The organism is Francisella halioticida (genome assembly GCF_002211785.1).
Lineage (GTDB): Bacteria > Pseudomonadota > Gammaproteobacteria > Francisellales > Francisellaceae > Francisella > Francisella halioticida.
On the sequence record NZ_CP022132.1, the window covers coordinates 1,205,264 to 1,217,320 of the forward strand.

The following is a 12,057-nucleotide window of genomic DNA, read 5'->3' on the forward strand; positions in this document are numbered from 1 at the left end:
ATTAATTATTTCTATAAATTAGTCTTGCCTCTGATAAATCTAAGTCCGCAATCTCACCATTTTTTATAAAAAACTTACATAAAATATGTGAATATCTTTCTAAATCTAACATAGACAGTGAATCTTTAATATTTCTCTCAACATAATCATAAATCATTTTAAAACTAACATTATCTGATTTAATTACTGCCAACTCTAGTAATGTAATAATACTACGATAATCATAATTACCTTTATCAAGAACTTTATTAGCTAATCTAGAAATAGGCATATTAAAAGCATTAACATAAAGCTTTAACATTTCTGCAGTCATATTAGAACTATTAAATTGCTTTTTAGCAAACTTCTCTGCGAAAGTCATCTCATTTAAAGCTACTAACTGCTCCAAATAAACTCTACTTAAGGTTAATGTAGCATCTGATTTATTATAAATATCTGATAATTTATCAAAATTTTTGGCCTGTCTTAGTGCTAACACGATTAGTTTTTCTTCAATATCTGTTTTTAAAAAAGCATCATACTTTTCCAAAACTTTCAGTGCAAACGTATCATCCTTATCAGCCAAAGCAATATTACCAGCTAAATTAGTAATACTTGGCATAAATCTCTTATTGTTACACTCTAATAAGACTAAGACTCTTGACCTAGCTTCACTAAACTTTTGAACTAGATAAAACCGATATACTTCGAAAAATTTGTATGTAATGCTTTTACTATCTATTTGCTTTAGAGATTTTTCAAGTTCTTTAATATCCGCTGAACTAGATATTATTTCAAATTTTCTAAATAGAATATAATCTTTTAAATATTTAGGAGTTAATCTTGCCAGACTTGCAACACTCAACTGTTGCATTAGTTTATCATTTCTCAATAAAATATCAGCCACTATGTCAACAAATCTCTCCTGCTTATCGACCATAAATAAACCCAAAAACCAACTAAATAATAAATAAGGAAAACTAAAGCCTAGCTTGATTATCCTAACTCCAAAAATTATTAAGGAAAATAATACTGCTACCGCGAAAACAAATGCTACCATATTCATTTTTATAGTTTTATCGGATAAAACAAGCATAATATAACCATGATACCGGGTAGCACAAATACCTACTATTGTGGCTATGATAACAGCTATTATAAGCTTTATAATATTTATCATTTGTTACTTCCCTTTTTACTTGAGCTGGCATTTAGCACTGATTCTTTAGTTAAAAGATCATTTTGCTGGCTTGATAACTGGTTAATAACTTTATCAAGAGTATTGTCTAAATCTTCAGTTTCTCGAGACTGAATGCTTTGTATGGTTTTTTCCAAGTTTTTAGCATTACTGTCCTGAACAAAATATTTTTCTAAAATATTTATAAGACTTGTTTTATCTAGTGTAATATCAGCCTTATTATTCGTATACATTGCTGTTTGCAAAGAGATTAAAAGTTGATATAAATTATCTGAAATAAACTGTTTTGCTTGTTTAGTTGATACAAGAATTTGATTTTTAGGAATATCTTGAATTTTAACAATTGAGTTTAATAGCTTCATATATTTATTTTCAGATTGCTTAGTTTTTACTGAACCTACATTCTCAGGAGTAATATACTTTAACTTACCAAACTGCTGCTCAATATTAATAAACTCTTTGATAACATCTTCTCTAGAAGCGTATCTTTTTAAAGTATTTTTGATATTTTGACGATCAATTGCACTTATATTCGCAACTTTACTTGCTTCAATCTTATCAAAGGCTATATCAACTAGATCATTTGCTCTTTGAACATCTCCACTAAAAGTTACAACATCTTTTGCTAAAATCAAATAATCAATTGCTGATTGAATATTTGTAATACCCATCTGCATATACAAATCTTTTGTTGGGGCCGCTAGCTGACTATTTACAATTGAAAGCTGCGATTGGATTGCTTTTATACTATTTTGTTGCGAATCTTTTTGACTACTTACATCATCAAGAATAGTCATTTGATCACTTTGAGCTTGTTTAATCCTGGTTAATTGTTTTTGTAAAATAGTATACTGATATGTTTCATTATTAGTACTTTTGGACCTAACTATTGAATTAACAGTCACATAACCGGCCATACCCATAGCTACCAATGACACTACAAGACTGAATTTAGATATAATCGTTCTTGAGCTTTTATCTTTAGTCCTATTTTTTTCCACAATAGTATTTCTAACACCACTACTCTGCTGATGAGAATCTTTTGTTACCGACATTTCTACTAGCCTCTGTAATTTCCAATATTTTCCTACAAATATAATCGTTATCTATTTTTTCGAGCTTTAAGATGTTTTTAAAGCCCTGCTTATTTACAAATTCTAGCATCTTTGGGCTAGTTATGGTAATAATTGCGTCTTTTGGAGCCGATGTTTTTACAAAAATCCTAATTAACGATCTAAATACATCTAAGCTTGTTACAACTATAACTTTAGGATTTTGTTGTGAGAATGATTGTATGTATCTATTATACAAGTAATCAACTTCTTCAAAAACTCTTTCATAGGTTTCAAACTTATAACACTTTGTATATTTAGAAAGCTCTTTTATTAAAAAATCATTCCCTCCAACGCCAGAAACAATCGCAAGCTCTTGTTCTGATATGTCATGTTGAAAGATCAATTGAAACAATTCTTGTGAATTATATTTAGTACGAGGGTATTCCGCATTTAATCCAAACTCCCTAAGAAGTCTGGTAGTGCTAGCTCCAATCGCATATATTTTTTTATTAACAAATAGTTTTGGGTAATACTGCTTAAACAAACCTTCTACTGCATATTTACTCGTAAAAATAATTGTATTATATTGGTGAATTCTTTCAGATATATTTTTATAAAAGATCTTTATAACTGGTAAACCAATAGCTCTACAATTTTTAGAACAAAGCAACTCTACTAAATCGAGAGTATCTTTTTCTGGTCTACAAACAAGTATTTCCATTTACTGGTTTTTAGTTGCTGTTGCATATATATAATTAAGCATTGACTTTAAACCATTCGTTCTATTTGAGCTTAAATTATTACCAAAGCCAATTTGCCTAACAAAGTCCACATTCGAGTTCAATATATCACTCGGAGTAGCATCGTTATATATTCGCAACAAAACTGCTATAAGACCTGAAACTATTAAAGCATCACTAGTAGCAATAAAGTTTAACTTACCATTATAGATACTACTGTCAAACCAAACCTGAGATTGACATCCTTTGACCAAATTACTATTAGTTTTTTTACTTTCTGTAAAATTTGGTAGTTGCTTACCTAATGAAATAATATAGTCATACTTATCTTCCCAATCATCAAAGAAAGATAACTCATCTATTAGCTCTTGTTGTCGCTGTATAACTTGACTTGCCATATTAACAAATATTTAAATAATTACCTCAAAACTTAGTGAATATATTAACATAAATCTCTAATTATATAAAAGCTTATGAAAAGCTATAAAATTTCCAAAAAAATATTGACAGCATATCAAAACAATCATATAATACACCTCGTTACTCCCCGATAGCTCAGTTGGTAGAGCAGTTGACTGTTAATCAATTGGTCGGCGGTTCAAGTCCGTCTCGGGGAGCCACAAAATATTCAGAATAATTTCTTATATACTACGTTAAGTTTTGACTTAGAGCAGTTTAGTAGTTTATATTTTTTTCCTCCTTTCTTATCTCTAAATATATGAATTCTAAACAGCTCTAAGTATATTCAAACTCTTGTTATCAATTTAATTTATATGCTTAAAAAAATAGATTGATTTAACTTATAAAAAAATCAAGATATAATTATTTGGAAAAATAAAATGATTTTCTTAATATTTTCAACAACATTACTAAGCCTTATATTTGCAGTAACAAATAAATATAAAACTTCAAAAATACTTTTTTTCACTTCTCTAATACTACTACTAATAATGTTTATTCCTCACACTATTAGATATATCAACATTCAACTGTAGGAGAGCAGATTATGAAATAAAATATTTTAGATCTTTTTGATTGTTTCGCTATTATCGGTATATCTATAATATTAATCACAGCTTTTTACTATCAAATATTTTTCCAAGAGCTTCCTTGTGCATTATGCATATTTCAAAGAATAGCATTAAGCCTAATCAGTTTTGGATTAATACTAAATTTAACTTATGGAAATAAATATAAGCATTATCTTTTTGTAATATTAGTTGCATTATTAAACGCTGCTGTTGCTACTACACAAATTCTTTTACATATAGTTCCCGGAACAGGTAGTTATGGAGACTCAATTTTTTCATTACATATGTATACCTGGAGTTTTGTCGTAAGTATCGTGTTTATTATATATGCAACAGTTTGTGGTCTTATAACACCAGATCAAAATAGAATAAAGAAGAGTTTTAGTATTATTTCAAAAATAGCCATTGTTTTAATAATATGTTTGACCTTAGCAAATACAATAAGCGTTTTCATTGAATGCGGACCATATTTATGCCCATCAGATCCAAATAGCTACTGGCTTTTTGAACTTTTTTCTAAATAAGAAAAATATACTGACTGTAATAAATGATTAACTTATTTTTCTTTTAACATAACTATACATCTTAAAAGTTACAAGCATTAATATTTTTTTTGCTATAATTTAGCTCATATTTTGATTTATAATAATTATAGACATTATGAAAGCAACACAAACACTTATTGCTACTACCAAAGAGCTTCCTAAAGAAGCTGTTCTTATCAGTCACCAATATATGCTAAAAGCTGGCCTTATAAAAAAGCTGGCTTCAGGTATATATACATGGATGCCTATGGGATTGAAAGTATTACAAAAAATTCAAGAAATTGTCCGTACAGAAATGAATAAAGCTGGAGCAAGTGAACTACTTTTACCAAGTATACTCCCTTCTGAACTTTTACAAGAGACTCATCGTTGGGATAAGTTTGGACCAGAACTTCTAAAATTAAAAGATAGACATGGCAGAGACTTCTGCTATGGCCCTACTCATGAAGAACCTATAGTAGACATGGCTAGAGACACTATCAAAAGCTATAAACAGTTACCTCTAAATTTATATCAAATTCAAACAAAATTCAGAGATGAGATCCGTCCTCGCTTCGGAGTAATGCGCGCTCGTGAATTTATTATGAAAGACTCGTACTCTTTTCATGAGAATAGCAAATGTCTAAATAGTACATACAAAGTAATGTTTCAAACTTATTGTAATATTTTAGATGAAATAGGCTTAGAATATCGTCCTGTAAAAGCAGATAATGGTGCAATTGGTGGCGACAATAGCCATGAGTTTCAAGTGCTAGCAAATGCAGGAGAAGATATTATTTGCTATAGTAATGGTAGTGATTATGCAGCAAACATAGAGCTCGCTACTTATGCAAAACCTTATCTTAATAAAAAAGAGACTTCTCAAAATTCTATAGATAAAATTCATACGCCAAATATGAAAACTATTGAGAAGCTTTGTAAAGAAATGAGGTTTGATATTAAACAAACTATAAAAACTATGATTATTAAAGATATGGAAGGAAGGTTTTTTGCATTAGTTGTCAGAGGTGACCATGAGCTTAATGAAACAAAAATCAATAAGCTTCCTCAAGTATCCGCGCCATATACTTTAGCTTCACGTGAAGAAATTTTTAAACTTTTAAATGCTAATCCTGGCTCACTTGGTATATATAACTGTCCTATTCAAATAATTGCAGATTATAGTGCTGTAGCTATTTCAGACTTATGCTGTGGCGCTAATGAAGATGATTACCACCTAACAAATGTAAATTGGAATAAAGATGTAACTAACTATGAAGTTGATGATATTCGAAATGTGGTAGCTGGAGATGTATCTCCAGATGGTAATGGCACTTTAAAGCTAACAAACGGTATTGAGGTTGGACATATCTTTGAACTTGGAGATGTATATTCAAAATCAATGAACACAACTGTGATTGGACAAGATGGTAAATCTAGACCTCTTTTAATGGGTTGTTATGGTTTTGGTGTATCTCGAGTTATGGCAGCAGCAATTGAGCAATCTCATGATGATAAGGGCATAATATGGCCAGAAACCATAGCACCATTTGAAGTTGCTATATTACCAATAAATTATAACAAATCAGAAAATGTTAAAAAAGTTGCTGATAAACTTTATCAACAATTATTAGCTAAAGGTATTGATGTACTATTAGATGATCGTGGAGCTCGACCTGGAGTAATGTTTGCTGATGCTGATCTTGTGGGCTACTCTCATCATATTGTAATTGGTGACAGACTATTAGAGCAAAGACTTATAGAATATAAAAATCGTAGGACCCAAGAAAAGCAAGAAATAACTATAGAGCAATTAATTAACATACTAGGATAAAATTTTTATTCAGTTCCTCATATATTTCTTTATTAATTTTAAAATAGTAAACTGTCCCTGTTATTCAATACCACTTTATAAAATATTTTTATTCCTTGCTTTTATGCAGCATCTAAAATACCAGAATATACTTCATCAGGAGTCATATATCCAATACTAGAATGTAGTCTTTCATTGTTGTAAATATCAATATATTCTTTGATACCTACTTTAGCCTCTTTCATAGTTATATATGATGCCGGATAAACATTTTCATATTTCAGTGTTCTCCAAAATCTCTCAATTGCAATATTATCTATAGATCTTCCTTTAGCATCCATAGATATATTTATTTTATTATCAGATAATATTTTAATATGCTCTTTTGCTGTATATTGAGTTCCTTGATCAGAGTTAAAGATATCAGGTTTACCATATTTAAATAACGCTTCTTTTAACACACTAGTTGTTAGATGTGTATCCATAGTATTAGAAATCTTCCAAGCTAGTATTTTCTTGCTATGCCAATCTATTATGGCTGCTAAATATGCATACCCACATTCTAGTCTAATATACGTGATATCAGCACTCCATACCTTATTAGCTTTATCTATAACAACCTGATTCGTCTCATTTTTAAATACATTAAGTAAGTATGGATATTTCTTGTGTTGCTTATTAATGACAGTTGTCTTTTTTTTAGGATACAATGCCTTAATACCCATGAATTCCATAGCACTTTTGATTAGCTTCCTTCCAGCTAGAAATCCTAATCTATTTAGCAACTTTACTAGCCTTCTCGTACCATAATATGGATGTTTAGTATGTATCAAATCTATTGCATTTAATAGTCTAATATCATCATTACTACTAAATTTTGATATTGGTGTATAATAGTACACACTCTTAGATACAGATAATAGTTTAAGCTGATTATTTAAAGATAATTCTAGCTTAGTATCTACAGAGTTTACTCTATCATTTGATGATACCAAGCTTTTTAGCTTTCCCATTAAAAAATCCCTCTCTACTATTACCTCGCCTAGTTCTTTACTTGTTGCATCTTTATCTTTTCTAAGCTCATCTATTTCCTGCTTATACTCCTTAACAACAGAGCTTTTATCAAATGCTAAGCAAGCATTAGATAAAAATTGCTGCTTCCAATTGTGCACGTTTTTAGGAAGTAAATCATACTTACTTGCTATCTCATTAACTGTCATATCGCCTTCTAGCAATTCTATAATTACTTTAGCTTTAAAATCAGCTGTATACGTTACTCTTTTTTTACTCATTTATCTATTTCCTAATTTATATAGTTAACTTTAACATCTAGGAATAAAAATCTTTCTAAAATCAGTAGCTTTTTCTGGGGACATTATACCCATGAATTCCATAGCACTTTTGATTAGCTTCCTTCCAACTAGAAATCCTAATCTATTTAGCAACTTTACTAGCCTTCTCGTACCATAATATGGATGTTTAGTATGTATCAAATCTATTGCATTTAATAGTTTAATATCATCATTACTACTAAATTTTGATATTGGTGTATAATAGTACACACTCTTAGATACAGATAATAGTTTAAGCTGATTATTTAAAGATAATTCTAGCTTAGTATCTACAGAGTTTACTCTATCATTTGATGATACCAAGCTTTTTAGCTTTCCCATTAAAAAATCCCTCTCTACTATTACCTCGACTAGTTTTTTACTTGTTGCATCTTTATCTTTTCTAAGCTCATCTATTTCCTGCTTATACTCCTTAACAATAGAGCTTTTATCAAATGCTAAGCAAGCATTAGATAAAAATTGCTGCTTCCAATTATGCACGTTTTTAGAAAGTAAATCATACTTACTTGCTATCTCATTAACTGTCATATCGCCTTCTAGCAATTCTATAATTACTTTAGCTTTAAAATCAGCTGTATACGTTACTCTTTTTTTACTCATTTATCTATTTCCTAATTTATCTAGTTAAGTTTAACATCTAGGAATAAAAATCTTTCTAAAATCAGTAGCTTTTTCTGGGGACATTATACAAAATTTATACTATAATTTAGCTAATGTTTTATATTCAAAAGAAATAAATATGATACAACCAAAATCATATATTGATACTTCTTCATCTGTATACGGTAAGTTCTCAATAATGGCAGCAGAATATAAAGCAGCTAATCTTACACAGGGAGCTCCAGATTTTGATACCCCAGAATGGTTAATCGATCGCGTGAATTACTATATGAAAAAAGGCAAAAATCAATATGCCCCAATTCCTGGAGCTATGACACTGCGTAAAGCAATCGTACATAAAACTAAACACTGCTATGACATAGATATAACTATCGATAACGTAATAATTACTGCTGGTGCCCAAGAGGGTTTATTTACTACAATATCAACATACGTTGGGCCTGGTGATGAAGTTATCATGTTTGATCCAATATTTGATACCTATGCCGGCGTTACAAAGTTTAACCAGGGTAAATGTGTAAGACTAAAGCTGTTACCAAATGGTAACATTGATGTACAAGCTATCGCGAATGCAATTACTAATAGAACAAAAGTTATAATCTTAAACTCACCACATAACCCTATGGGATCTATAATCTCAAAAAGTGAATATCAAGAAATTACTAAAATCATTAAAGATAAGGATATTCTAGTAATATCTGATGAAGTCTATGAACACATTTATGCTGGTGATAGTTTTACAAGTGCTATAGAAATACCCGAACTACGAGATAAACTAGTAATATTACAATCTCTTGGTAAAACATATAATCTTACAGGCTGGCGTCAAGGAGTGGTGATTGCACCAGGAGATATTATAAAAAATATCTTAGCTATAAAGCAATTTTCAACTTTTTCAGCTGTTCACCCCATGCAGCTTTCATTAGCTGAAGGAATTTTGAAACATCCTGAATACTATGAGAATTTACATAAATTATATAAAAAACAGAATAGTCTTTTAAGAGAGAACCTAAAAGCATCAAGATTCAAAATTTTAGAATGGCAAGGATCTCCTTTCCAAATGATAGACTATAGTGAAATAAGCAAAGAAGATGATCATACCTTTGCAACAAAACTTATCAAAGAGTATGGTGTTGGGGTCATTCCCATGTCGTCATTATTTAAAACTCCTCAACACAAGTTTTTAAGAATTTGCTTTGCTAAGAAAGATGATGAAATAATTAGAGGTACTAAGATATTGTCTCAAATATAAGCACTAACCCTCTTGTACCAAACTGATAAATAACGCTGATTTAACTGAGTTTTCCTTGCCATATTTAACAGCTAATCTTGTTGTATATGCTGATGCTTTTTGCATTACAACTTCTACAAAGTCATTAGGATTATTATCATTAACTGCTAATATCAAGGCTTTTTTATCACTTTTTTGATTTGTGTTCATGGTATAAGAATCACTACCTGAATTAGATACTTGATCAGACTCAATCAATCTTAATGTCTTAGCATAAACATCATTCAAACTCTTATGAATATCTACAATAGAGTAACCTTCATTATTATACTTAATATTACTAGTTACACACGCTGAAACCAAAGTTATAATTATAACTAAAGCTAAAAATTTAAGGTTTAGTTTCATGGCTTTCATTCTTTATAATGTACGGTTATAATAATTTTAATTATCTTCTCAGGTTTTTTATTTGTCAATTCAAGAGAAGAGGTCAGATATTAATGATGCTTAATATTTTCTTGTATAAAAGGAATGAAAGCTGACGATCTTATTGTGTTACCATTCTTACCATATTTTATTGATAACTCTGTTTTATCTTCTGATTTTTTCTGAATTGCAATTTCAACAAAATCAGCAGGATCACTATCACTTTCTGCAGCGATTACAGCTTTATTTATTTTCTTTTCATTTATTTTAATATCATATGGACTACCTTTTAAATCAAATGTTTGACCATTTTTTAAAGCTTCTAATGAAGCTTTATAAACATTATCAAAACTTTCATTTACTATTGTCGTATAATACCCATCATTAAAATTACTAGCACCTAGAGTAGAACATCCTAACAATGTAGCTAACGTCATTATCAAAAGGATTAATACACTAAATTTCACTTTTAAAAATCTCATTAATCCTACACCTAAAATTATAATGATTTGATTATCTTATTATAACTTTCATTTGTCAATATTAAATAAACCAATCAATTTACAAAACAAACATCTCATTGATTCATTCTAAACTGTCCCTGTTATTCAATACCACTTTATAAAATATTTTATTCCTTGCTTTTATGCAGCATCTAAAATACCAGAATATACTTCATCAGGAGTCATATATCCAATACTAGAATGTAGTCTTTCATTGTTGTAAATATCAATATATTCTTTGATACCTACTTTAGCCTCTTTCATAGTTATATATGATGCCGGATAAACATTTTCATATTTCAGTGTTCTCAAAATCTCTCAATTGCAATATTATCTATAGATCTTCCTTTAGCATCCATAGATATATTTATTTTATTATCAGATAATATTTTAATATGCTCTTTTGCTGTATATTGAGTTCCCATCTAAGCCGCCCGTTTTTCCAATAAGTTATCGTAATAAAATTTCATAGGTTTTTTATAATTGATAGACTCATGAAATCTTCTATTATTATAAAAATCTATATAATCATCCACATCGTTTCTTAGTTCAACAATGCCAGGATATTGATTTAAATAAAATCTCTCACATTTAGCACTTCTCCAAAATCTTTCGATGCAAATGTTATCAGTTGCTCTACCTTTACCATCCATAGATATAGTAATTTTTTTATCCAATAATGTTTGGATATGAATGTTAGATGTGTACTGGCTACCTTGATCAGTGTTAAATATTTCTGGTACTCCATATTTATACAGAGCTTCATTTAAAACTTTCATAACTAAACTACTATCCATAGTGTTGGATATCTCCCAACTTAGTACAGCCTTAGAGTACCAATCAATAATAGCTGCCATATAAACTGTGCCAGCATCAGTCTTAATATATGTAATATCTGTAGACCAAACTTGATTAGGTCTCAATATGCTTAAACCTTTTAGTTTGTAACTATAAATAGCATGCTCTTTGTTAGGTTCAGATAAGTTTAAGTTTGGTTTTTTCACCGCCAATATAGCTTTGATGCCTAACTCTTTACGATACTTTTGTACTGTGTTCTCACAGATGCTAAACCCATCTTCTATTAATTGCTTATGAGCTTTTATATAGCCGTAGCAGGGAATCTCCTCATGTATCTGTATAAGCTTTGCTTTTACTTCTTCTTTATGTTCGTTAACCACAGGCTTGTAATATAAACCAGCTCTAGAAACTTCTAATAAGAAACTTTGTTTTACAACAGATAATTTATGCTTAGGATCAATCATCGCTTTTCTATCAGATAATCCCAAGATTACGAGCTTTCCCTCAAGAAATTCCTTCTCAATTGTTAGTTGTCCAACCTTCTTAGAATACTGATCTATCTTGGTTTGAAGCTTTGCATTGTCTTTTTTATATTGTGATACTGATTTGGATGGATCCATTGCCAACTCAGCATTTTCTAAAAAGGCTGTTTTTCAATTATTTATGTTTTTGGGCGTAATATTATATTTTACTGATAACTGTGTGATTGTTTGATCTTTCCCCAATACTTCCAAGACAACTTTAGTCTTAAATTCAACGGTATATATTTTTCTCTTATTACTCATT

Annotated in this window: 14 protein-coding genes and 1 tRNA gene; 4 read left to right on the forward strand and 11 right to left on the reverse strand. The window is 29.8% G+C overall.

The features are described from left to right. Position 1: 1 nt before the first annotated feature. From CDV26_RS06485 to CDV26_RS06500, 4 genes are read right to left on the reverse strand one after another with little or no spacing between them, the layout of a single operon-like run. Positions 2-1,159, reverse strand: a complete 1,158-nt coding sequence (locus CDV26_RS06485; RefSeq protein ID WP_088772586.1) for a heme biosynthesis protein HemY — start codon at positions 1,157-1,159, stop codon at positions 2-4. Then, the gene (locus CDV26_RS06490) at positions 1,156-2,232 is read right to left on the reverse strand and encodes a hypothetical protein (RefSeq protein ID WP_088772587.1); all 1,077 of its coding nucleotides are present in this window, start codon (positions 2,230-2,232) and stop codon (positions 1,156-1,158) included. Before CDV26_RS06490 ends, CDV26_RS06485 begins: the two co-directional genes overlap by 4 nt. Then, positions 2,198-2,953 carry a uroporphyrinogen-III synthase gene (locus CDV26_RS06495; protein ID WP_088772588.1) on the reverse strand — a complete coding sequence of 252 codons (756 nt, stop codon included), beginning with the start codon at positions 2,951-2,953 and terminating at the stop codon, positions 2,198-2,200. Before CDV26_RS06495 ends, CDV26_RS06490 begins: the two co-directional genes overlap by 35 nt. Continuing rightward, positions 2,954-3,370, reverse strand: coding sequence for a SufE family protein (locus CDV26_RS06500; RefSeq protein ID WP_088772589.1), 417 nt, complete (start codon positions 3,368-3,370; stop codon positions 2,954-2,956). A 146-nt stretch (positions 3,371-3,516) separates the two neighbouring features. On the opposite strand from CDV26_RS06500, the gene CDV26_RS06505 reads away from it, so the two are divergent. The 3 genes from CDV26_RS06505 to CDV26_RS06515 all read left to right on the forward strand — a co-directional run bounded on the left by CDV26_RS06505 (position 3,517) and on the right by CDV26_RS06515 (position 6,361). Then, a tRNA-Asn gene (locus tag CDV26_RS06505) sits at positions 3,517-3,592 on the forward strand. A 398-nt stretch (positions 3,593-3,990) separates the two neighbouring features. Then, the gene (locus CDV26_RS06510) at positions 3,991-4,527 is read left to right on the forward strand and encodes a disulfide bond formation protein B (protein ID WP_245806562.1); all 537 of its coding nucleotides are present in this window, start codon (positions 3,991-3,993) and stop codon (positions 4,525-4,527) included. A 136-nt stretch (positions 4,528-4,663) separates the two neighbouring features. After that, positions 4,664-6,361, forward strand: a complete 1,698-nt coding sequence (locus tag CDV26_RS06515) for a proline--tRNA ligase (protein ID WP_088772590.1) — start codon at positions 4,664-4,666, stop codon at positions 6,359-6,361. 101 nt (positions 6,362-6,462) lie between these two features. Here CDV26_RS06515 and CDV26_RS06520 read toward each other — a convergent pair whose 3' ends face one another. Both CDV26_RS06520 and CDV26_RS06525 read right to left on the reverse strand, forming a co-directional pair. After that, the gene (locus CDV26_RS06520) at positions 6,463-7,632 is read right to left on the reverse strand and encodes an IS3 family transposase (RefSeq protein WP_088771805.1); all 1,170 of its coding nucleotides are present in this window, start codon (positions 7,630-7,632) and stop codon (positions 6,463-6,465) included. A gap of 30 nt (positions 7,633-7,662) precedes the next feature. After that, complete coding sequence (locus CDV26_RS06525) at positions 7,663-8,292, reverse strand: transposase (protein WP_088772591.1); 630 nt, start codon at positions 8,290-8,292, stop codon at positions 7,663-7,665. Positions 8,293-8,431: 139 nt separating this feature from the next. On the opposite strand from CDV26_RS06525, the gene CDV26_RS06530 reads away from it, so the two are divergent. After that, positions 8,432-9,565 (forward strand): aminotransferase class I/II-fold pyridoxal phosphate-dependent enzyme, encoded by a 1,134-nt coding sequence (locus tag CDV26_RS06530; protein ID WP_088772592.1) that lies wholly within the window; start codon positions 8,432-8,434, stop codon positions 9,563-9,565. A gap of 3 nt (positions 9,566-9,568) precedes the next feature. Here CDV26_RS06530 and CDV26_RS06535 read toward each other — a convergent pair whose 3' ends face one another. From CDV26_RS06535 to CDV26_RS13585, 5 genes are all read right to left on the reverse strand, one after another. Then, complete coding sequence (locus CDV26_RS06535; protein ID WP_088772593.1) at positions 9,569-9,952, reverse strand: hypothetical protein; 384 nt, start codon at positions 9,950-9,952, stop codon at positions 9,569-9,571. A gap of 89 nt (positions 9,953-10,041) precedes the next feature. Then, positions 10,042-10,452 (reverse strand): DUF3568 family protein, encoded by a 411-nt coding sequence (locus CDV26_RS06540; RefSeq protein WP_088772594.1) that lies wholly within the window; start codon positions 10,450-10,452, stop codon positions 10,042-10,044. Positions 10,453-10,614: 162 nt separating this feature from the next. Beyond that, positions 10,615-10,785, reverse strand: a complete 171-nt coding sequence (locus CDV26_RS06545) for an integrase core domain-containing protein (RefSeq protein ID WP_088772595.1) — start codon at positions 10,783-10,785, stop codon at positions 10,615-10,617. A 113-nt stretch (positions 10,786-10,898) separates the two neighbouring features. Then, entirely contained in the window at positions 10,899-11,891 is a 993-nt protein-coding gene (locus CDV26_RS06550) for an IS3 family transposase (RefSeq protein ID WP_088772596.1), read from the reverse strand. Positions 11,892-11,924: 33 nt separating this feature from the next. Beyond that, positions 11,925-12,056 (reverse strand): transposase, encoded by a 132-nt coding sequence (locus tag CDV26_RS13585; RefSeq protein ID WP_169709695.1) that lies wholly within the window; start codon positions 12,054-12,056, stop codon positions 11,925-11,927. Position 12,057: the final 1 nt, after the last annotated feature.

Excerpts from the sequence above, each read along its gene's own strand:
- CDV26_RS06485 (WP_088772586.1), bottom strand. The coding sequence starts at position 1,159 with ATGATAAATATTATAAAGCTTATAATAGCTGTTATCATAGCCACAATA.
- CDV26_RS06490 (WP_088772587.1), bottom strand. The coding sequence starts at position 2,232 with ATGTCGGTAACAAAAGATTCTCATCAGCAGAGTAGTGGTGTTAGAAAT.
- CDV26_RS06495 (WP_088772588.1), bottom strand. The coding sequence starts at position 2,953 with ATGGAAATACTTGTTTGTAGACCAGAAAAAGATACTCTCGATTTAGTA.
- CDV26_RS06500 (WP_088772589.1), bottom strand. The coding sequence starts at position 3,370 with ATGGCAAGTCAAGTTATACAGCGACAACAAGAGCTAATAGATGAGTTA.
- CDV26_RS06515 (WP_088772590.1), top strand. The coding sequence starts at position 4,664 with ATGAAAGCAACACAAACACTTATTGCTACTACCAAAGAGCTTCCTAAA.
- CDV26_RS06520 (WP_088771805.1), bottom strand. The coding sequence starts at position 7,632 with ATGAGTAAAAAAAGAGTAACGTATACAGCTGATTTTAAAGCTAAAGTA.
- CDV26_RS06525 (WP_088772591.1), bottom strand. The coding sequence starts at position 8,292 with ATGAGTAAAAAAAGAGTAACGTATACAGCTGATTTTAAAGCTAAAGTA.
- CDV26_RS06530 (WP_088772592.1), top strand. The coding sequence starts at position 8,432 with ATGATACAACCAAAATCATATATTGATACTTCTTCATCTGTATACGGT.
- CDV26_RS06535 (WP_088772593.1), bottom strand. The coding sequence starts at position 9,952 with ATGAAACTAAACCTTAAATTTTTAGCTTTAGTTATAATTATAACTTTG.
- CDV26_RS06540 (WP_088772594.1), bottom strand. The coding sequence starts at position 10,452 with ATGAGATTTTTAAAAGTGAAATTTAGTGTATTAATCCTTTTGATAATG.
- CDV26_RS06550 (WP_088772596.1), bottom strand. The coding sequence starts at position 11,891 with ATGGATCCATCCAAATCAGTATCACAATATAAAAAAGACAATGCAAAG.
- CDV26_RS13585 (WP_169709695.1), bottom strand. The coding sequence starts at position 12,056 with ATGAGTAATAAGAGAAAAATATATACCGTTGAATTTAAGACTAAAGTT.